Here is a 19,414-nt window from a genome sequence, read left to right as displayed (position 1 = left end):
CCCTCGGCGCCGAGGGGCCGGAGCAGCGGGGGCCGTACGTGGGTCTCGCTGCGTTCCAACCGGAGGACGCCGCCTGGTTCTTCGGGCGCGAACAGCTCACCGACGACCTGGTCGGGCGGGTACGCGCCCGGCACTTCCTCGCCGTGTTCGGCGCGTCCGGGTCGGGGAAGTCCTCGCTGCTGCGGGCGGGGCTGCTGCCCCGTGTGCGCGACGGAGGCGGGGGCACGGGCGCGACCGGCTGGCGCACCGTCCTTCTCGCGCCCGGCGCCCACCCCTTGGAGGAGTGCGCCGCACGTCTCGCCGCCGCCACCGACAGCTCCGCGACGACCTTGCACGCGGACCTCGCGACGGATCCGCGCGCCTTGCACCTGACCGTGCTGAAGGCGCTGGCAGACCGCCCGGACGACGCCGAACTCCTGCTGATCGTCGATCAGTTCGAGGAGATCTTCACGCTCTGCTCCGACGAACACGAACGCACCCGGTTCATCGCCGCCCTGCTCACCGCGGCCCGGACGCCCAACAGCAGGACGCGCGTCGTACTGGGGGTGCGCGCCGACTTCTACGCCCGCTGCGCAGAGCACCCGGAGCTCGTCGAGGCCATGCGCGACGCCCAGTTGCTGGTGGGCCCGATGACCACCGACGAGCTGCGCCGGGCGATCAGCCGACCCGCCGCACGCGCGGACTGCACGATCGAAGGGGCGCTGCTCGCCCGGGTGATCGCCGATGCCACCGGCCGCGCCACGGTGCTGCCGCTCGTCTCCCACGCGCTGCGCGAGACCTGGCGGCGCCGCCGCGGGAACACGCTCACGCTGGCCGGGTACGAGGCCGCGGGCGGCATCCGGCATGCCCTGGGCCAGACGGCGGAGGCGGTCCACGCCGGGCTCGACGACGGACAGCGGCGGCTGGCCCGCGCGCTCCTGCTGCGCCTCGTCGCGGTCGGCGAGGGCACCGACGCCACCAGACGGCGACCGGCCCGCGCCGATCTGGACTCCCTGGGCCCGCCGGGCTCCGGCCCCGCCGACGTGCGGACGGTCCTCGACGCGCTGGCCCGGGCCCGCCTGATCACCCTGGACACGGACACGGTCGAGCTCACGCACGAGGCCCTGCTGCAGGCCTGGCCGCGGCTGCGCCACTGGATCGACGAGGACCGGGCGGGGCTGCTGCTGCGCCAGCGGCTGAGCGACGCGGCGACCGCGTGGGACCGCGAGCGGCGCGACCCGGGGGCGCTGTACCGCGGCACGCGGCTCGACGCGGCCGAGGACTCGTTCACCTCCACGGGCCATCCCTTCGGCGGCAGCGAACTGACCGTACTGGAAAGGGAGTTCCTCGCCGCCAGCACCGCCGCCCGGGAGCGCGAGCGGCTCGCCGAGGCGCGCACCACACGGCGGCTGCGCCGCTTCACCCTCGCCCTGTCCGTCCTGCTGCTGCTCGCGCTGCTCTCGGGCCTGCTCGCCTGGGACCAGTACCGGACCAGCGAGGGCGATCGGCGGGAGGCCGTCGCGGAGCAGCGCAGCGCCCTGTCCCGGCAGCTCGCCGCGCAGTCGACCGCCCTTCTCTCCGCCGACTCCGACCTCGCCGCGCTCCTCGCGGTGTACGCCTACCGGATCCGCCCCACCGCCGAGGCCACCGCCGGTCTCTTCGCCGCGGCCTCGCTCCCGCTGCAGCAGCGCATGGACGGACACCGGGGCGAGGTGACGGCGGTGGCCTTCAGCTCCGACGGCCGGACCGTGGCCAGCGGCGGCCAGGACGGAACCGTACGGCTGTGGAACACCGCGACCGGCAAGCCGATAAAGGTCCTGACGGGCAGTCAAGGCAGATTGCACGCAGTCGCGTTCAGCCCTGACGGGGGAACCGTCGCGGGCGGCGGGGACGACGGCTCCGTGCGGCTGTGGAACACGGCCACCGGGTCGTCGCGCACCCTGTCGACCGGCCGTCGGGGCGATGTGGGAGCGGTGGCGTTCAGTCCGGACGGGCGCACGGTGGCGGGCGGTGGACGCGACGGGAACGTACACCTGTGGTCGGCGGCCTCGGGTGCGGAACGGCGGGTGCTGAAGGGTCATCAAGGCGCCCTGCGCACCCTGGCGTTCAGCCCGGACGGGCGCTCGGCAGCCGCGGGTGGGGGCGACGACGGGACCGTGCGGCTGTGGGACACGGCGACCGGCGAGGCGCGGGTCCTGCGGACCGGGCGACGCGGTGCCGTGGCGTCGGTCGCGTTCAGCCCCGACGGCCGGACGGTGACCGGGGGCGCCCGCGACGGCACCGTACGGGTGTGGGCCGTGGCCACCGGCAAGGAGCGCGGCGCGCTCGCCGAACGCCGCAGGGACGCCGAGTCGGTCGCCTTCAGCCCCGACCGCCGTACGGTGCTGAGCGGCCAGCACGACGGCACCGTACGACTGTGGGACGCGGCGACCGGGGCGCTGCGCGCGGTGCTGGCCGGGCACCGGGGCTCGGTGCCCGCCGCGGCGTTCGGACCGGACGGGTCCACGGTGGCCAGCGGCGGACGTGACGGCACGGTGCGGCTGTGGGCGGTGTCGACCGGCAGGGAGCGGGTCACGGTGCCGGGTCGGCAGGGCGCCGTACGGGCGGTGGCGTTCAGTCCGGACGGGCGCACGGTGGCCGGTGGCGCCCGCGACGGCACGGTACGCCTGTGGGACGCGGCCAACGGCAGGACGCGGAGGATGCTGACGGGGCACCAAGGAGGCGTGCGGGCGGTGGCGTTCAGCCCCGACGGCCGCACTCTGGCCAGCGGCGGCGACGACGGGACCGTACGGCTGCGGGAGGCCGCGACCGGCAGGACGCGAAGTGTGCTGACAGGGCATCAAGGAGCTGTTCGCTCAGTGGCGTTCAGCCCTGACGGGCGCACGGTCGCGGCCGGTGGTGACGGTGGCCACGACGGCGGAGGCGGCGACGTACGGCTGTGGAACGCGGAGACCGGTGAGCCCCGCGGCATGTCGGAGAGGCAGCGGGAATCCGTCTGGTCCGTGGCGTTCGGGGCCGACGGACACACCCTCGCCATCGGGGGCGACGGAGGCACCCTTCGACTGTGGGACGCCGCCACCGGCAAGACCCGTGCCTTCCGCACCGGCACCGGGTCCCCCGTCCGGACCGTGGCGTTCAGCCCGGACGGACACACCGTCGCCGGAGGCAGCGAGGACGGCACGGTGCGGCTCTGGGACACGGCCACGGGCACGGCCCGCGCCACGCTGACCGGCAACCGTCGCGGCGCCCAGTCGGTGGCGTTCGGCCCCGACGGGCGGACGGTCGCCGGTGGGGACCGGGACGGAACCGTGCGACTGTGGGACGCCGCGACCGGGCTCCAGAACTCCGTCCTGACCGGGCACGAAGGGGCCGTGTGGGCCGTGGCGTTCAGCCCGGACGGACACACCGTCGCCAGCGGCGGCGAGGACGGCACGCTGCGGCTGTGGAGCGTGCTCCGCGGCACCGACGAGGCCGTCGACCGGATCTGCCGCTCGCTGCGCAGGGATCTCAGCCGGGCGGAACGCGCCCGCTATCTCAACGCCCCGGGCGGCGAGTGGCCCCGCAGGGCCTGCGTGCGCTGACGCCGTCCGACGGCCGGGGGCCACGCCGTCATGTTGTCCGGAGCCTGATGTCCGCAGCTTGATGTCCGGAGCTTGATGTCCGGAGCTTGATGTCCGGAGCTTGATGTCCGGAGCTTGATGTCCGGTGCTCGGCGTCCGACCCCGGACAATCCCGTACCGGTAGAAGCAAGGGGCATGACCTCCCTGACCAGCGCGCCCCCTGCGCCCCGGCCCTCGCCGGACCGGGCGCCCCGGAGCCGACTGTGGTTCTGGCGCTCGCCCGCGGGCCAGCCCCCGTGGGCCAGGCCCGCGCTCCTCGGCATCGCCGGCCTCGCCGCCCTGCTCTACACGTGGAACATCACGAGCAGCGGCTTCGCCCCGTACTACTCGGTTGCCGCGCGCAGCATGTCGGTGAGCTGGAAGGCGTTCTTGTTCACCAGCCTCGATCCGTCCGCCACGCTCACCCTGGACAAGATCGGCGGCTTCCTGTGGCCGCAGGCGCTCTCGGCGCGGATCTTCGGCTTCCACGACTGGGCACTGGCACTGCCGCAGTGCGTCATGGGCGTGATCTCCGTGCTGGTGATGTACCGGCTGGTGCGCCGCTGGCAGGGGCCCGCCGCCGGACTGCTCGCCGCGGGGCTGCTCACGGTGACGCCCGTGGCGGCCTCCATGTTCGGCCACGCGATGCTCGACGGCTCGGTCACGATGTGCCTCGTGCTCGCCGCCGACCAGTACCAGAAGGCGGTCGGATCCGCCCGGCTGCGCTCGCTGCTGCTGAGCGCGCTGTGGATCGGGCTCGGCTTCCAGGCCAAGATGATGGAGGCCTGGATCGTCGTGCCCGCGCTGTGCACCGGCTATCTCGTGGCGGCACCGGTCCGGCTGCGGCGCAGGATCGGTCAACTGGCCCTGGCGGGCGCGGTGATGCTCTCGGTGTCACTGTCGTGGGTGGCGTTGATGACGTTCACGCCGGAGCGCGACCGCCCGTACGCGGACGGCTCGACCGACAACAGCGCGGCCGCCATGGTCTTCGGCTACAACGGCTTCAACCGGCTGCACGCGGGACTGGTCGACGGGGCGGCCCCGGTCAGCGGCAACGGGCTCTGGGGCAACGGCGGCCCCACCCGCCCGCCGTCCAGCCACACGCCGTCCACCCGCACGCCCCCGACGACCGGCGACAGCACGGGAACGGGACCGGACGGGGCGGGCCGGGACAGGCGCGGCGCGACACCGGCACCCGGACCCGCACCGCGCCCGTCGGGCGGCCCCTCCCAGGGGCAGTCGGCCGACGCCGCAACCGCCGGAAGCCGGATCGGCCCGAAGTCCCCCTCCAGGGCCGACCTGTGGCTCAAGCTCCTGCGCAGCCCCCGTCTGACACCCCAGATCGCCTGGCTGTACCCGCTCGCCCTCATCTCCCTCGTGATGGGCCTCGTACGGCACCGCAAGGCCTCCCGCACCCACCCGGGGCGGGCCGGTCATCTGATGTGGGGCACCTGGCTCGTCACCGCGGCCGCCGTGCTCAGCGCCCTCGGCAACCTTCCCCACACCGCCTACGTGGCCGTCCTCGCGCCCCCGCTCGTCGCCCTGTCCGCCGCCGGGACCGTCACCCTGTGGCGCTCCCACCGTGCCGCGGCCCGGGGGACGGCCCGCGTCTGGGTCCTGCCCGCGGTCGTCGTGGTCGAGACCGCCTGGACGGTCCGGCTGGCCGCACAGCACGCCGACTTCGCCCCCTGGCTCGTCCCGCTGCTGGTGGCGGCCGCGCTCGCCGCCGTCGTCGCCCTCAGCACCGGCAAGGCCCGGCGCAGGGTCGCGCTCGGCGGGCTGCTCGCCGCCTGCGTCGCGATGTTCGCCGCGCCGACGACGTGGTCGCTGTCCGTGCTGGACGAACGGTACGGAGGCAGCGCGGTCGACGCCTACGCCGGGCCGGGCAACGACACCCGGATCTCGACGGGAAAACGGACCGTCCGCGCGGCCGACGTCAGGGTCCGCACCTCGCCGACGAAGGAGCAGAGCAGGCTCCTCGGATACGTCGAGAAGCGCGACGGCGCCGCGAAGTACACGCTGTCCACCGAGACCTGGGAGGCCTCGGCCCCGTACGTCTACGCGGCGGGCACGCCGGTCCTGCCGCTCGGCGGACTGCACGCCGAGCCCGTCACCCTCGCCGAGTACCGGCACCTCGTCGCCACCGGCGACCTCCGCTTCGCCCTGGTCACCGGCGAGGGCACGAGGACGTCGAAGATCAGCGCCTGGGTCGCGTCGGCCTGCGCCGGGGTCGATCCACGGGCGTACGGAGCGACCGGCGGCAGCAACTCGAAGAACCCGAAGACCCCCAAGACCCCAAGGGCACCCGCGCAAACCCTCTACCGCTGCGAACCGTCCGACGCCACGAGCCGCTGAACCCAGCGCCACCGCACGGCGTGCCGCCCGCCCCGGCACGCCCACCCGCCGGGGGAGGAGCGGTGGCCGTCCCGGCGACACCCGCCGACACGGTCACCGCACCCCGAAGTCGCGGCGGCACACCCTTCCGCGCCATTCGAACATCCGGCCGCTACATCGTCCGCGTGGCCGGATCGTCGTGACGGAGCGGGAAATATCCGCCCCGATCGGGACGCCCCGGGAGGACGGCAAGGGCTCCCCCGCGACCCCGGCCGAGGTTGGCAGAAAAGCCCTTGCACCGCCGGACGGCCGTCTCCGGTCCTGCCCTTTCGCCTATCCGTCGCGCACATGCCGGAAGCATGGTGTCCGAAAAACGAGGAGCCCCTCTGGAGCCTCCGAGGCCTACGGTTGCGGGTGTGACAACTGTTGAGTGACGAACCATCAGATGGTCCGCGCTCCCTTTCGGACAGAACTCGGACTTTCGATTTCTCGATTAATGGACGACGCCTACGGTGGTCGCTGTGGGGGCAGGCACTGACCATGCCGGGGAGATGACAGCTGCGCAGAATCTTCGAGGGGGAATCCGTGCGGCCTGCGCCGAACGCGCGCCGCCTGAAAAGGAAGTGCCGTCCGGTTTGATCAGCCGGACGGCAAGTCTTTGCCGCGACGCCTACGAAAGGTCCGCCTCCACCCGTTCGGCGCGCAGCGGAAAAACCATGTCGGGTACACGGGGCATTTCCAAGGGGGGACCCTAGTGACGGAATCTCGCTCGAGTGATCCCGGATCGGAACGGAGTGGCCTACTGTCCGATCGGAGCGCACTCCTGCTGGACGCTTTCGATCCGCAGCAGTTCAGGGAGAACTCGGAAACGGCTCTCGCCAAGCTGGAGAAACACCTGTCGGACATCTCGATCAGAGGCCTCGAACTGATCGAGCCGGCCAGGCTCTCGCAGGCCGCGAGGGCCCTCATGACGACCGAGCACGACAAGATCGCCGCCTTCGACGAGGAGCGACTGGCGGGCATCATCGACCTGTACGTCCGGACCGGGATCCAGGTCCACTCCCCCGGGTACATGGGGCGGCAGTTCTCCGGAGTCGTCCCGCTCGCCGGCGTCATCGACTTCGTCAGCTCCGTGGTCAACCAGCCGTCCTCGTTCTACGAGGCGGGCCAGTTGCCCAACGCCGTGGAGCGGATCATGGCCGACGAGCTGAACCGCTTCATCGGGTGGGACCCGGACCGCTTCACCATGATCACCACATCGGGCGGCTCGCTGGCCAATCTGACCGCGCTGCTCGCGGCCAGGAACGAAAAGCTGCCGGGGTACTGGTCACAGGGCGGTTCGGCGGTGCGCGGCCAGCCCCGGCCCGCCATCGCCGTGGGCGCGGACGTGCACTACAGCGTGGCGCGGGCGGCCGGTGTGCTCGGCATCGGCGACGCACAGCTCGTGCGCCTGCCGCTCAACCGGCAGCAGCAGATCTGCCCCGGCGAGGTGCGCGCCACCCTCGAAGCGGCCGAGCGGCAGAACCTCAAGGTGTTCTGCATGGTCGCCTCCGCGGGCAGCACGTCGGTGGGCGCCTTCGACCCGATCGACGAACTCGCCGAGGTGGCCCGGGAGAAGGGCATCTGGCTGCACATCGACGGCGCGCACGGCGCGAGCCTGCTGGTGTCGGACGCGCTCCGCGACAAGTTGCGGGGGATCGAGAAGGTGGATTCCCTGACCTGGGACGCGCACAAGATGATGTTCGTGCCCGCGCCCTGCACGATGCTCTTCTACCGGAACAAGGAGACCGCCCTCTCGGCATTCCGGCAGAAGGCCAGCTACGTCTTCGACGAGGAGCAGGACGTCTATACCGCATTCGACAGCGGAGGCAAGAACTTCGAGTGCACGAAGCGTCCCATGATCATGACACTGTGGGCGCTGTGGGCCATTTACGGACGGGCCCTGTTCGCGGAGAAAATCGAGTATCTCTGCCAGTTGACGCAGGAGGCCCACGACGCCGTACGGGCCGACCCTGACTTCGAGACCCTGCACCGCCCGGAAGCCAACATCCTCTGCTTCCGCTACCACCCGGCCAATCTCGAAGAGAAACTCGGCAGGCGACTCCAGAAGAAGGACGTGCACCATCTGCAGATCGCCATCAGGAACCGCATCAAATTCGAGGGGAACTTCTTCATCTCCAAGGTGAACCTCGACGGGGTGGCGGCACTGCGCGTGGTCATGATGAACCACCAGATCACCGGCGAGCACTTCCGGATGCTGCTTTCCGAAATCAAAAGGACGGCGCAGGACCTGCTCGACGGAGAAGAGGGAACGGAAAAAGCGTAGAGGGGACGGATGTTGAGTACATCTCACGCTCCACAGGTACCTCATGTTCCACCGCCCGCACCGGCTCCGGGTGGCGCCCGCGAACTGGCCAACTGGCTCATCCCCGACTGGGAACTGCAGCCGGAGTCCGTCGAAGCCGTCACCGTGCTCCCCTCGTTCGCGAGCAAGATGCGCGAGTGCGAGCGGGTCTGCCAGACGCTGTACAGCGAGATCCCGCACGAGATCCAGGACGCGGTCGTGCTGCGCCGTCTCCAGCAGATGGTGAACACCGTGATGCTCAACCCGCTGTGGCGGGAGCGGCTGCGCGGCGCCGGCGTCCCGCACGCTCCCGCGACGTACGAGGAGTGGCAGCGCATCCCGCTGTCGGACAAGGACGTCCAGCGCGACTTCTTCATGGACACGCGGCCGGGCATGGTGGTGCCCCTCACCCGCGGCGAGTTCGAGATCGTCGCGAGCGGCGGCACCAGTGGCGGAATGCCGCTCGAAGTCGTCTACTCCCTGCGGGAGTTGAAGGACACCTACGAGATCGCGGGCCGCTTCATGGGGGCCTATCAACTCGCCCGGCACCTGGCGGGCAGCGATCCCAAGTGGCTCTTCACCACCCTGGCCGACTACCAGATGTGGAGCAGCGGCACCATGGTCGGCGGTGTGCTGCAGCACGTGCCGGGCGTCAACTACGTCGGCGCGGGCCCCGTCACGGCCCCCGTCCTCGAGCACATGTTCTCCTACCGGGGCCCGAAGGCCCTGATGGGGATCTCGGCGGGCATCGCGATCCTCGCCGAACTCGGCGCGGGCATGCGCCAGGAGTACCGCGACAGCTTCCGCGTCGCCCTGTACGGCAGCGGCGTGCTTCCGCAGCGCAAGCGGGTGGAGCTCCAGGCGCTGTACCCGAACCTCTCGATCCTCAGCTACTTCGCCGCCACCCAGGCGGAGACGATCGGCCTGCAGCTCGACGCCGCGTCGCCCCACCTGTCCGCGGTGCCCGGCCTGCACTTCATCGAGATCGTCGACGAGGAGGGCCGCCAGGTCCCCGAGGGCGAGGAGGGCGAGCTCGTCGTCACGCGGCTGCACGCGCACGAGACACCGCTGCTGCGGCTGAAGCTGGGCGACCGGATGATCCACCGGCCCCGCACGGACGGGCCCGGTCTGAAGACCCGGCAGTTCGAGTTCGCGGGCCGCACCGGGGACGTACTGCACCTCAACGACAGCCAGTACTCGGGAGCGCGGGCCTATGCGGCGCTGCGCGAGGAGCTGAAGGCCGCCGAGGTGGTGGACCTGGACGCGGTGGCGCACGACATCCAGTTCGTCAACCACCGCGAGGGCAAGACGATCACTCTGTACGCGGCGGTCGACGACGTGTTGGGCCTGAGCTACCGCGCCGACTCCGTGCTCGGCCCCTACGGGCTCCAGCAGGTGTTCGTGAACGCACTGCCGCGCGCCCTCTCGCTGTTCAACCACGGCGAGGCCAACGCCGCGTCGATCGAGAAGACGGGATACACCCTCCAGCTCAAGTTCGTGCCCAGGCTGTCCGCGGAGATCGAGCGGACCGCCGTCGGAAAGGTCCCGCTGGTCCGGGACCGCGGCTAGGCAGGGAGTGGAATGAACAGGAGCGGTATGAAAACGCAGGTGAACATCATCGCCGTCGTGGACGTCATCGGAGCGCTGTCGGTCAAGACGCTGCTCGACGGCAACCTCTGCATGGTGGACGACGGGGCATTCGACAGCACTCATCAGGGCACGGCGGACCTCGTCACCGTCGTCAAGCCCGGCCAGGTCGTCTCCTGGACCGCGCTCGCCCTGGACCTGCAGACGCCGGTCGAGATCAAGAACATCTCGTTCATGCCGGCGAGCGGGCACAACGGCGCGGCCGCGTCGGGGCCCGCCACGACCCCGCCCGGGGGCGCGGGCGCCGGGGCTCAGGGGCAGACGCCCCAGGGCCAGGGAACCCAGGGCCGACCGGCTCACGGACAGTCGGCCCAAGGCCAGGAGCAGGAGGGCGACAAGCTCGACCTCGACGTGTGGACCGGGGTGGTGCCGCACTGGATGACACCGGGCGTGCCCTACCGGTACCGGCTCGAACTCCAGATGTACGAGGGCTCCAACAGCGTCATGTCCATCGATTCACCCGCGTTGATGTGCCAGTAGCGGCCGGCACGACGACGGCAAAGCCGGGAACGACGACGAAGGCGGAATCATGCCCCAACAGTTGGCGATCATCGTGCTCGTGGACGTCGGCAACGCGCTGGCGTCCAGCACGCTCGAAGGCAACACCTACCTGTTCGACAACATGAAGCTGCACGGCTCCGACAATCAGGGGACCGGCGAGCTGGTGACCGCGATCAACGGCTCCTACTGGCGGGACGGCTCCCAGGCCAGCGAGCAGGTGCTCAACTGGCTGCCGTACAGCCTGGGTTCCATCCCGCCGACCGTGCCGCGCGGCTACGAGGTCGAGCGGGCCCGGCAGACCGACGAGGACGCCCTCGCCGAACTGACGGAGCTGGCGGCCAAGTCGACGGTGCCGAGCGCCGACGCGGCAGCCGAGCTCAACCGCATCCGGCGCAATGTGGGCACCCGGGTCAAGACCACGCGGCGCACGCGGGGCCGGATGTCCGGGCAGAAGATCGTGGACGTCATGGGCCAGGTCGTCACCGAGGACGCGACGGCCGCGGCGAGCTACCCGGCGCCGGTGATCACCGACATCTACGGCGAGGCCGTGGACTCGAAGATCATGTACCCGGCGGAGTACGGCTCGCCGGACATGGTGACCGACGGCTGGTACTGGTCGGCGACGGTCGACACGTCCCGTCCGGGGACGTACTCGTACATGATGCGCATCCAGCTGCACAAGCTGGCGCAGACGAACGGCGAACTCCGGTGGGATCCGGTGAACCTGACGTGCGCGTCGTCCCTGAAGATCACCTCGGAGCCGCGGCGCAACGCCTTCACCAAGGCGGGCATCGGCCAGCTGCCCATCCCCCCTGCCGCGCGCCCCGGCCGCGACGCCTGAGCCACCACCGGAAGAGGAGGCACGGATGACCACCAAGCCGAGGCGGGAAGCCGCCGTGAAGCGGCCGATCTCGATCACCGCCGTCGTGGACGCCGTCGGCGCGCTCGCGGCCGGCAACATGAACGGCCATCTGTACATGTACGACACGAACAAGTCCGGCGGGTCCACGGGGTTCGGCACCGAGGAGCTGCAGACGAAGGCCCGGCGCGGGGACCAGATCCTGTGGAACTGTCTCGCGCTGGAGTGCGAGGCGTTCGTCGCGATCGACGACATCATCATCGACAGCGAGATCTGCGAGCCGGAGCGGAAGGTGTACCCCGGCACCGACGTCGCGTACTGGACCGGGACGGTGAAGAAGGACGCCGGTCCGATCACGTACCAGATCAAGTTCAGGCTCGGCACGCGGGACGAACCGATCACCACCACCCTGTCGTCGTCCCTCGTCGGCTAGGGACCGGGCAGTCATGACGGTGTACGCGAAGGAGGCACGGTGAGCACCACTACGCGCAGCGGCGTGGAGAAGCAGAACCCCGGTCAGCTGAACTCGGTCCAGCTCAACATCGTGACGCTCATCAACATGGAGCGGGCGACGGCGACGGGTTCGCTGAGCGACGCGATGTACATGATGGACAACAGCATCGGCGGCAAGGGCCAGGGCACGTCGTCGCTGGAGACGGTGTGCAAGCAGGGCCAGGTCATCAACTGGATCGTGCGCCCGATCGACATGGAGAAGCGGCTCGACGGCACCTGGCCGCCCATGCCGAAGATCAACAACATCGTCTTCCTCGACACCGAGCTCGGTGACGAGGAGGACGTGGCGGAGCGGCGGATCTTCAACGAACTGAAGATCTACGGGATGCCCGACCGCATGCGGGACAAGTACACCCCCGTCTACTACTACTGGGCGGGCACGGTGATGAGCACCGCCAAGCCCGGTCTGTACCGGTACCGGCTCGTGATGGAGCTGGAGCAGGAGAACAAGAAGGAGCGGCTGTACCTGAACACCGCCATCCACCCCTCGATCCGGGTGATTCCGGTCTGAACCGCCCTGACCTGGGCTTTCCCCTGGCGGATGGCACTATGAATCAGGTGTATACGCCCTGTGTATAGTGGGCGCATGCGCCCCATGAACACGCCATCTTCATCCAAGACGACGCACTCGGCCACGAGGTTGCGTCGCACCGCCCCCGTCCTCGCGGCGGGGGCGGCTCTCGCCCTCGCGCTGACCGGCTGCACCAAGCTCGACACCACCTCGCCGAGCACCGTGCGCAAGGACGGCGCGGAGGCGAAGGCCGCGGACCAGGGGAAGTTCGGCACCGTCGACTGCCGCAAGGCCAAGTGCGTGGCGCTGACCTTCGACGCGGGCCCCAGCGAGAACACGCCCAGACTGCTCAAGATCCTCAAGGAGAAGGAGGTCCACGCCACCTTCTTCACGCTCGGCAAGAACCACATAGAGAAGTACCCCGAGCTCGTGAAGCAGATGGACGCCGAGGGGCACGAGGTCGCCAGCCACACCTGGTCGCACAAGATCCTCACGAAGATCGACGCGAAGGAGGCGCGCAGCGAGCTGGAGCGCCCCAACAAGGCGATAGAGAAGCTCATAGGCAAGAAGCCGACGCTGATGCGCCCGCCGCAGGGCCGCACCAACGACGACATCAACAAGCTCTCCAAGGAGCTCGGCCTCTCCGAGATCCTGTGGTCCGTCACCGCGAAGGACTACACGACCAATGACTCCAAGCTGATCCAGAAGCGGGTCCTCGACCAGACCGAGCGGGACGGCATCATCCTGCTGCACGACATCTACAAGGGCACCGTGCCTGCCGTCCCCGGCGTCATCGACGGCCTCAAGAAGCGCGGCTACGTCTTCGTGACGGTCCCCCAGCTCCTCGCGCCGGGCAAGGCGGAGCCGGGCAAGGTCTATCGCTAGGGGCGGTCCGGCGGGAGCGCGTCTGGCACGCTCGGAGGCGTGGCCATCTTCCAGATCACCCGAGACACTGCCCTGCCCGCCGACGAGGCGTGGCGCCGGCTGACCACGTGGGAGCGGCACGGCGACGTCGCCCCGCTCACCCGCATCAGCGTCCGCACTCCCCCGCCCACCCAGGTGGGCACGGTCTTCGTCGCGCGCAGCGCGCTCGGTCCCGTCGGCTTCGACGACGTGATGGAGGTCGTCGAGTGGTGCCCGCCGGACGGCACCGCGCCCGGGCGGCTCCGGCTGGAGAAGCGCGGGACGTTCGTGACGGGCTGGGCGGAGATCGAGGTGTATCCCGCCGCGGACCGGGGCTCCGCGGTGGTGTGGCGTGAGGACCTCCGCGTGCGGTGGCTGCCCGCGCTGTGCGACGGGGTGCTGTCGTCCGTGGCCCGGCGGATGTTCGGCCGGGCCGCGGACCGCCTCATCACAGCCGGACCGGCACCGCGCTGAAGCCGTCCGCGATGAAGGGCTCGACGGGCGGCGCCGGCCTCGTCCCGTCGAGCCGCGGCCCGGGGAACCGGTCGAACGGCGCGGGGAGCGCGATCGCCGCCTCCATGCGGGTCAGCGGGGCGCCCACGCAGTGGTGCACGCCGTGCCCGAAGGCGAGGTGTTCCTTGTCGGCGCGGGTGATGTCGAAGCGGCCCGCGCTCTCGCCGTGCCGCAGCGGATCGTGGCCCGCGGCGCCGAACGAGGTCAGGATCGCGTCCCCCTTGAGGATCGTGATGCCGTCGGGGAGTTCGACGGGCGCGGCGCTGCCGAGCACCCGCGACCGCTCGGATTCCGCGTGGAGTTCACGCCCGGCAGGGTCGATGACGGTGAGCCGCTCTGCCGTGCGCCGATCGTGACGCGGGGAGGTGAAGGGCAGCCGGAAGGGGCCTGGACGAGTGTCACGCAAACGCGGCCTCAGGCGACCGAGCCGATCCGCCCGGAGAGCTCGCGCGAGCCGTCGTGGTGGATGGGGGTGTGCGCCCCGGTGAGGGAGACCCCGGTGCCGCCCCGGCGGTTCGCGACGATCTCCGCGGCGATCGACAGGGCGGTCTCCTCGGGCGTACGGGCCCCCAGGTCCAGGCCGATGGGCGAGCGCAGGCGCGCCAGCTCCAGCTCGGTGACGCCGACCTCGCGCAGGCGGACGTTGCGGTCCTCGTGCGTGCGGCGCGATCCCATCGCCCCTACGTAGGCGACGGGCAGCCGCAGGGCCAGCCGCAGCAGCGGCACGTCGAACTTGGCGTCGTGGGTGAGGACGCAGAGCACGGTGCGGCCGTCGACCTCCGTGTGCTCCAGGTACCGGTGCGGCCAGTCGACGACGATCTCGTCGGCGTCGGGGAAGCGGGTGGGCGTCGCGAAGACGGGCCGGGCGTCGCACACGGTCACGTGGTAGCCGAGGAACTTGCCCATGCGCACCAGTGCCGACGCGAAGTCGATCGCGCCGAACACGATCATGCGGGGCGGCGGGACGCTGGACTCGACCAGGACCACCAGCGGCTGACCGCACCGCGAGCCGTCCGCGCCGATCTCCACCGTCGCGGTGCGCCCCGCGTCGAGCAGGGCGCGGGCCTCGCCCGCCACCGTGCGGTCGAGCTCGGGGTGTCCGCCGAGGCTCCCCTCGTACGAGCCCGCCGGGTCCGCCGTACGGACGAGGAGGGCGCGGCCGAGGAGTTCGGCGGGCCCGGACGTGACCCGGGCGACGGCTGCCGCGTCCCCCGCACAGGCGGCGGCCAGGGCGGCGGCGAGCACCGGCCGGGCCGCGGAGTCCGCGCGGACCGGAGTCACCAGGATGTCGATGATGCCGCCGCAGGTCAGGCCCACGGCGAAGGCGTCGTCGTCGCTGTAGCCGAAGCGTTCGAGGACGGTTTCGCCGTCCTCCAGCGCCTGCTGACACAGTTCGTAGACGGCGCCCTCCACACATCCGCCCGAGACCGATCCGATCGCCGTGCCCTCGCTGTCGACGGCGAGCGCGGCGCCCGGCTGCCGGGGCGCGCTCCCGCCGACCGCCACCACGGTGGCGACGGCGAAGTCACGTCCCTGCTCGACCCACCGGTTCAGCTCGTCGGCGATGTCCAGCATCTCGGCCTCCTCAGGCTCTACGGGTGTGCGGAGGGCTCAGCGCCTCAGTGGACGCCCAGCCATCCTTCGATGGGGTTGAGGGCGAAGTAGACGATGAAGATCACCGTCAGGCCCCACATGAAGGCGCCGATCTCGCGCGCCTTGCCCTGGGCGATCTTGATGGCGACCCAGGAGATGACGCCTGCCGCGACACCGGTGGTGATGGTGTACGTGAAGGGCATGAGCACCACGGTCAGGAAGACCGGGATGGCGGTGGCGCGGTCGGCCCAGTCGACGTGCCGGGCGTTCATCATCATCATCGCTCCGATGACGACGAGCGCGGCGGAGGCGACTTCCTGCGGCACGATCGCGGTGAGCGGGGTGAAGAAGAGACAGGCCGCGAAGAACAGGCCCGTGACGACGGAGGCGAGGCCCGTGCGGGCGCCCTCACCGACTCCGGTGGCGGACTCGACGAAGACGGTCTGGCCGGAGCCGCCCGCCACGCCGCCGATGGCACCGCCGGCGCCGTCGATGAACAGCGCCTTGGAGAGGCCAGGCATGCGGCCCTTCTCGTCGGCGAGGTTGGCCTCGGTGCCGACGCCGATGATGGTGGCCATCGCGTCGAAGAACCCGGCGAGCACCAGCGTGAAGACGATCATGCCGACCGTCATCGCGCCGACCTCGCCCCAGCCGCCGAACTCGACGTCGCCGATGAGCGAGAAGTCGGGTGACGAGACCGCGCTGCCGTGCAGTTCGGGGGCGCCGTTCGCCCACTGCTTGGGGTCGATCACGTCGAGGGCGTTGAGGACAACGGCCACGACGGTGCCGGTGATGATGCCGATCAGGATCGCGCCGGGGGTGTTGCGCGCCTGCAGCATGAAGATCAGGAGCAGGGTGCAGGCGAAGATCAGGACGGGCCAGCCCTGGAGTTCGCCGGTGGGGCCGAGACTGAGCACGGTGGCCTTGCCGGGGTGCACGAAGCCGCCCTTGACCAGACCGATGATGGCGATGAACAGGCCGATGCCCATGGTGATGCCGTGCTTGAGGGCGAGCGGGATCGCGTTCATGATCATCTCGCGCAGCCCGGTGACCACCAGAAGCATGATCACCACGCCGTACATCACGCACATGCCCATGGCCTGCGGCCAGGTCATCTCGGGCGCGACCTGCGAGGAGATCACACCGGACACGGAGAGTCCGGCGGCCAGGGCCAGCGGCACCTTGCCGACGAAGCCCATGAGGAGCGTGGTGACCGCCGCGGCGAGTGCCGTCGCGGTGATCAGGGCCTTCTGGCCCATGGTGTCCCCCGCCGCGTCCTTGCCGGACAGGATCAGGGGGTTGAGCAGGACGATGTACGCCATCGCCATGAAGGTGGTGATACCGCCGCGCACCTCACGCGCGACCGTGGATCCCCGCCGGGATATGTGAAAGTACCGATCGAGCCAAGACCTGCCGGCCGGGACGCGCGAGCCGGGGCCCGCGTCCTCTGCGGTGGTCTTGGGCTCCACTGACGACTGGGTCATGGTGCCTACTCCCAAGGTTCACAGGGGCACCCGCGGAGTCGCGGGATTTGGGATGGTGCATTGGCTGCACGACCCGGGGGACGGCCCGAGACGAACGACATCTCCCTCAGAGGAGAGGGGAGTTGAGCTCCGAGCGGTGCGGACGGCGGAAGTGTGACGTTCCTGGCAGTCGCACACCGCTCGGAGAACCTTGCCGATCCCCGAGCGGGGGGATCGTTTCCCTCGGTGAGGGACCCTCAGTGAGGGATCACGTGCCGGTGAGGTGCTCGGGACGCACCGGCGTCTTGTTGAGTTCGAGACCCGTCGCGTTCCTGATGGCCGCGAGGACCGCCGGGGTGGACGACAGGGTCGGGGCCTCGCCGATGCCGCGCACTCCGTACGGCGCGTTCGGGTCCGCCAGCTCCAGGTAGTCGACCGGGATGGTCGGCGTGTCGAGGATGGTCGGGAGCAGGTAGTCCGTGAAGGAGGGGTTGCGCACCTTCGCGGTCTTCGGGTCGACGATGATCTCTTCCATCACCGCGACGCCCAGGCCCTGGGTGGTGCCGCCCTGGATCTGCCCGATGACGGAGAGCGGGTTGACCGCCTTGCCGACGTCCTGGGCACAGGCCAGCTCGATCACCTTGACGAGGCCGAGCTCGGTGTCGACCTCCACCACCGCGCGGTGCGCGGCGAAGGCGTACTGGACGTGGCCGTTGCCCTGGCCGGTCCGCAGGTCGAAGGCCTCGGTGGGACGGTGCCGGAACTCCTCCTCGACCTCCACCGCCTCGTCCTCCAGGACCTCCACGAGGGTGGTGAGGACCTCGCCGCCGTCGGTGACGACCTTGCCGCCCTCCAGCAGGAGTTCGGCGTTGGCCCACGCCGGGTGGTACGAGCCGAACTTGCGCCGGCCGATCTCCAGGACCTTCTCGCGGACGATCTCGCAGGAGTTCTTGATGGCGCCGCCGGTCATGTACGTCTGGCGGCCCGCGGAGGTCGAACCCGCCGAGCCCACCTGGGTGTCGGCGGGGGCGATGGTGACCTGCTGGACGCCGAGCTCGGTACGGGCGATCTGCGCGTGGATGGTCACGCCGCCCTGGCCGACCTCGGCCGCGGCGGTGTGCACGGTGGCCACGGCCTCGCCGTTGATGACCTCGATGCGGATCTTCGCGGTCGAGTAGTCGTCGAAGCCCTCGGAGAAGCCGACGTTCTTGATGCCGACCGCGTAGCCGACGCCGCGGACGACGCCCTCGCCGTGCGTGGTGTTCGACAGACCGCCGGGCAGCGCGCGGACGTCCGCGCCCTCGCTGGACTCCCACTGGCGCACGGGCGGCAGCGGACGGGCCTTGACGCGGCGCAGCAGCTCGGCGACCGGGGCGGGCGAGTCGACCGGCTGTCCGGTCGGCATGATCGTGCCCTGCTCCATCGCGTTCTTCTGCCGGAACGTCACCGGGTCCATGCCCAGCTTCGCGGCGACCTTGTCCATCTGCGCCTCGTAGGCGAAGCACGCCTGGACCGCGCCGAAGCCGCGCATGGCGCCGCAGGGCGGGTTGTTGCTGTAGAGGCCGATCGCCTCGATCTCCACGTCGTCGATGACGTACGGGCCGACCGAGAGGGACGAGGCGTTGCCGACGACCGAGGGGGTCGACGACATGTAGGCGCCGCCGTCCAGGACGATCTTGCACTTCATGTGCGTGATCTTGCCGTCCTTGGTGGCACCGTGCTCGTAGTAGAGCTTCGCCGGGTGCCGGTGGACGTGGCCGAAGAAGGACTCGTACCGGTTGTAGACCATCTTGACCGGCTTGCCCGTGCGCAGGGCCAGGACGGAGGCGAGGATCTGCATCGAGATGTCCTCGCGGCCGCCGAAGGCGCCGCCGATGCCGGCCATGGTCATGCGGACCTTCTCCTCGGGCAGGCCGAGGCAGGGCGCGATCTGCTTGAGGTCCGAGTGCAGCCACTGGGTGGCCACGTACAGGTCGACGCCGCCGTCCTCGGCGGGCACCGCGAGGCCGGACTCCGGGCCGAGGAAGGCCTGGTCCTGCATGCCGAAGGTGTACTCGCCCTTGACGATCACGTCGGCCTTCTTGGCGGCCTCGGCGGCGTTGCCGCGGATGATCGGCTGGCGGTGCACGATGTTCGGGTGCGGGACGTGCCCGGCGTGGTGGTCGCCGCGGTTCTCGTGGACCAGGACCGCGTCGGGCGCGGTCGCGGATGCCTCGTCCGTGATGACCGGGAGTTCCCGGTACTCGACCTTGATCTTCGCGGCGGCGCGGCGTGCGGTCTCCGGGTGGTCCGCGGCCACGAGGGCGACCGGCTCGCCGTGGTGGCGGACCTTGCCGTACGCGAGGACCGGGGTGTCCTGGTACTCCATGCCGTAGTTCTTCGCGGCGGGCAGGTCGTCGGCCGTCAGGACGGCGTAGACGCCCGACAGGGCGAGGGCCTCGGAGGTGTCGATGGACACGATCTCGGCGTGCGCGACCGTGGAGCGCAGGGCCTGGCCCCAGATCATCTCCTCGTGCCACATGTCCGAGGAGTAGGCGAATTCGCCGGTGACCTTCAGGGTGCCGTCGGGGCGCAGCATCGACTCGCCGACGCCGCCCTGCGTCTGCGAACCCTGGGTGACGTTGGCGGGGATGCCCGTGGTGGTGCCGGCCATGA

The 19,414-nt window shown here is 70.6% G+C and carries 14 protein-coding genes; 10 read left to right on the top strand and 4 right to left on the bottom strand.

Features of this window, described 5'->3' with window-relative positions; genetic code table 11:
- Positions 1–38 precede the first annotated feature (38 nt).
- The 10 genes from AOK03_RS28690 (at position 39) to AOK03_RS28645 (ending at position 13,664) form a co-directional block, all read left to right on the top strand.
- Entirely contained in the window at positions 39–3,560 is a 3,522-nt protein-coding gene (locus AOK03_RS28690; RefSeq protein ID WP_055568262.1) for a WD40 repeat domain-containing protein, read from the top strand.
- A 174-nt stretch (positions 3,561–3,734) separates the two neighbouring features.
- Positions 3,735–5,933 carry a glycosyltransferase family 39 protein gene (locus AOK03_RS28685; RefSeq protein WP_055568261.1) on the top strand — a complete coding sequence of 733 codons (2,199 nt, stop codon included), beginning with the start codon at positions 3,735–3,737 and terminating at the stop codon, positions 5,931–5,933.
- 946 nt (positions 5,934–6,879) lie between these two features.
- Entirely contained in the window at positions 6,880–8,238 is a 1,359-nt protein-coding gene (locus AOK03_RS28680; protein ID WP_157869107.1) for a pyridoxal phosphate-dependent decarboxylase family protein, read from the top strand.
- Positions 8,239–8,247: 9 nt separating this feature from the next.
- Entirely contained in the window at positions 8,248–9,825 is a 1,578-nt protein-coding gene (locus tag AOK03_RS28675; RefSeq protein ID WP_167355652.1) for a phenylacetate--CoA ligase family protein, read from the top strand.
- Positions 9,826–9,852: 27 nt separating this feature from the next.
- A complete protein-coding gene (locus AOK03_RS28670) occupies positions 9,853–10,383 on the top strand; it encodes a hypothetical protein (protein WP_055568258.1) in 531 nt (176 codons plus the stop codon).
- A 49-nt stretch (positions 10,384–10,432) separates the two neighbouring features.
- Complete coding sequence (locus AOK03_RS28665; protein WP_157869105.1) at positions 10,433–11,245, top strand: hypothetical protein; 813 nt, start codon at positions 10,433–10,435, stop codon at positions 11,243–11,245.
- A gap of 25 nt (positions 11,246–11,270) precedes the next feature.
- Positions 11,271–11,696: a hypothetical protein gene (locus AOK03_RS28660; protein ID WP_055568256.1), complete on the top strand. Its 426-nt coding sequence runs from the start codon at positions 11,271–11,273 to the stop codon at positions 11,694–11,696.
- 39 nt (positions 11,697–11,735) lie between these two features.
- The gene (locus tag AOK03_RS28655; RefSeq protein ID WP_157869104.1) at positions 11,736–12,287 is read left to right on the top strand and encodes a hypothetical protein; all 552 of its coding nucleotides are present in this window, start codon (positions 11,736–11,738) and stop codon (positions 12,285–12,287) included.
- Positions 12,288–12,362: 75 nt separating this feature from the next.
- On the top strand, positions 12,363–13,172 hold the full coding sequence (locus AOK03_RS28650; RefSeq protein ID WP_079075013.1) for a polysaccharide deacetylase family protein: 810 nt from the start codon (positions 12,363–12,365) through the stop codon (positions 13,170–13,172).
- Between the two features lie 39 nt (positions 13,173–13,211).
- Positions 13,212–13,664, top strand: a complete 453-nt coding sequence (locus AOK03_RS28645; protein ID WP_055568253.1) for an SRPBCC family protein — start codon at positions 13,212–13,214, stop codon at positions 13,662–13,664.
- On the opposite strand, the gene AOK03_RS28640 is transcribed toward AOK03_RS28645, so the two are convergent.
- The 4 genes from AOK03_RS28640 to AOK03_RS28625 all read right to left on the bottom strand — a co-directional run bounded on the left by AOK03_RS28640 (position 13,639) and on the right by AOK03_RS28625 (position 19,412).
- Entirely contained in the window at positions 13,639–14,109 is a 471-nt protein-coding gene (locus AOK03_RS28640; protein WP_341845830.1) for a cytochrome P450, read from the bottom strand. The genes AOK03_RS28645 and AOK03_RS28640 overlap by 26 nt on opposite strands.
- 8 nt (positions 14,110–14,117) lie before the next feature.
- Positions 14,118–15,278, bottom strand: a complete 1,161-nt coding sequence (locus AOK03_RS28635) for an XdhC family protein (RefSeq protein ID WP_055568251.1) — start codon at positions 15,276–15,278, stop codon at positions 14,118–14,120.
- 44 nt (positions 15,279–15,322) lie between these two features.
- Positions 15,323–16,780 carry an NCS2 family permease gene (locus tag AOK03_RS28630; protein WP_055568250.1) on the bottom strand — a complete coding sequence of 486 codons (1,458 nt, stop codon included), beginning with the start codon at positions 16,778–16,780 and terminating at the stop codon, positions 15,323–15,325.
- Positions 16,781–17,027: 247 nt separating this feature from the next.
- Positions 17,028–19,412, bottom strand: coding sequence for a xanthine dehydrogenase family protein molybdopterin-binding subunit (locus AOK03_RS28625; RefSeq protein WP_055568249.1), 2,385 nt, complete (start codon positions 19,410–19,412; stop codon positions 17,028–17,030).
- Positions 19,413–19,414 lie beyond the last annotated feature (2 nt).

Origin of the sequence: Streptomyces atriruber, assembly GCF_001418325.1 — a bacterium.
Taxonomy (GTDB): Bacteria; Actinomycetota; Actinomycetes; order Streptomycetales; family Streptomycetaceae; genus Streptomyces; species Streptomyces atriruber.
This window is presented reverse-complemented; position numbering and strand designations above follow the sequence as displayed.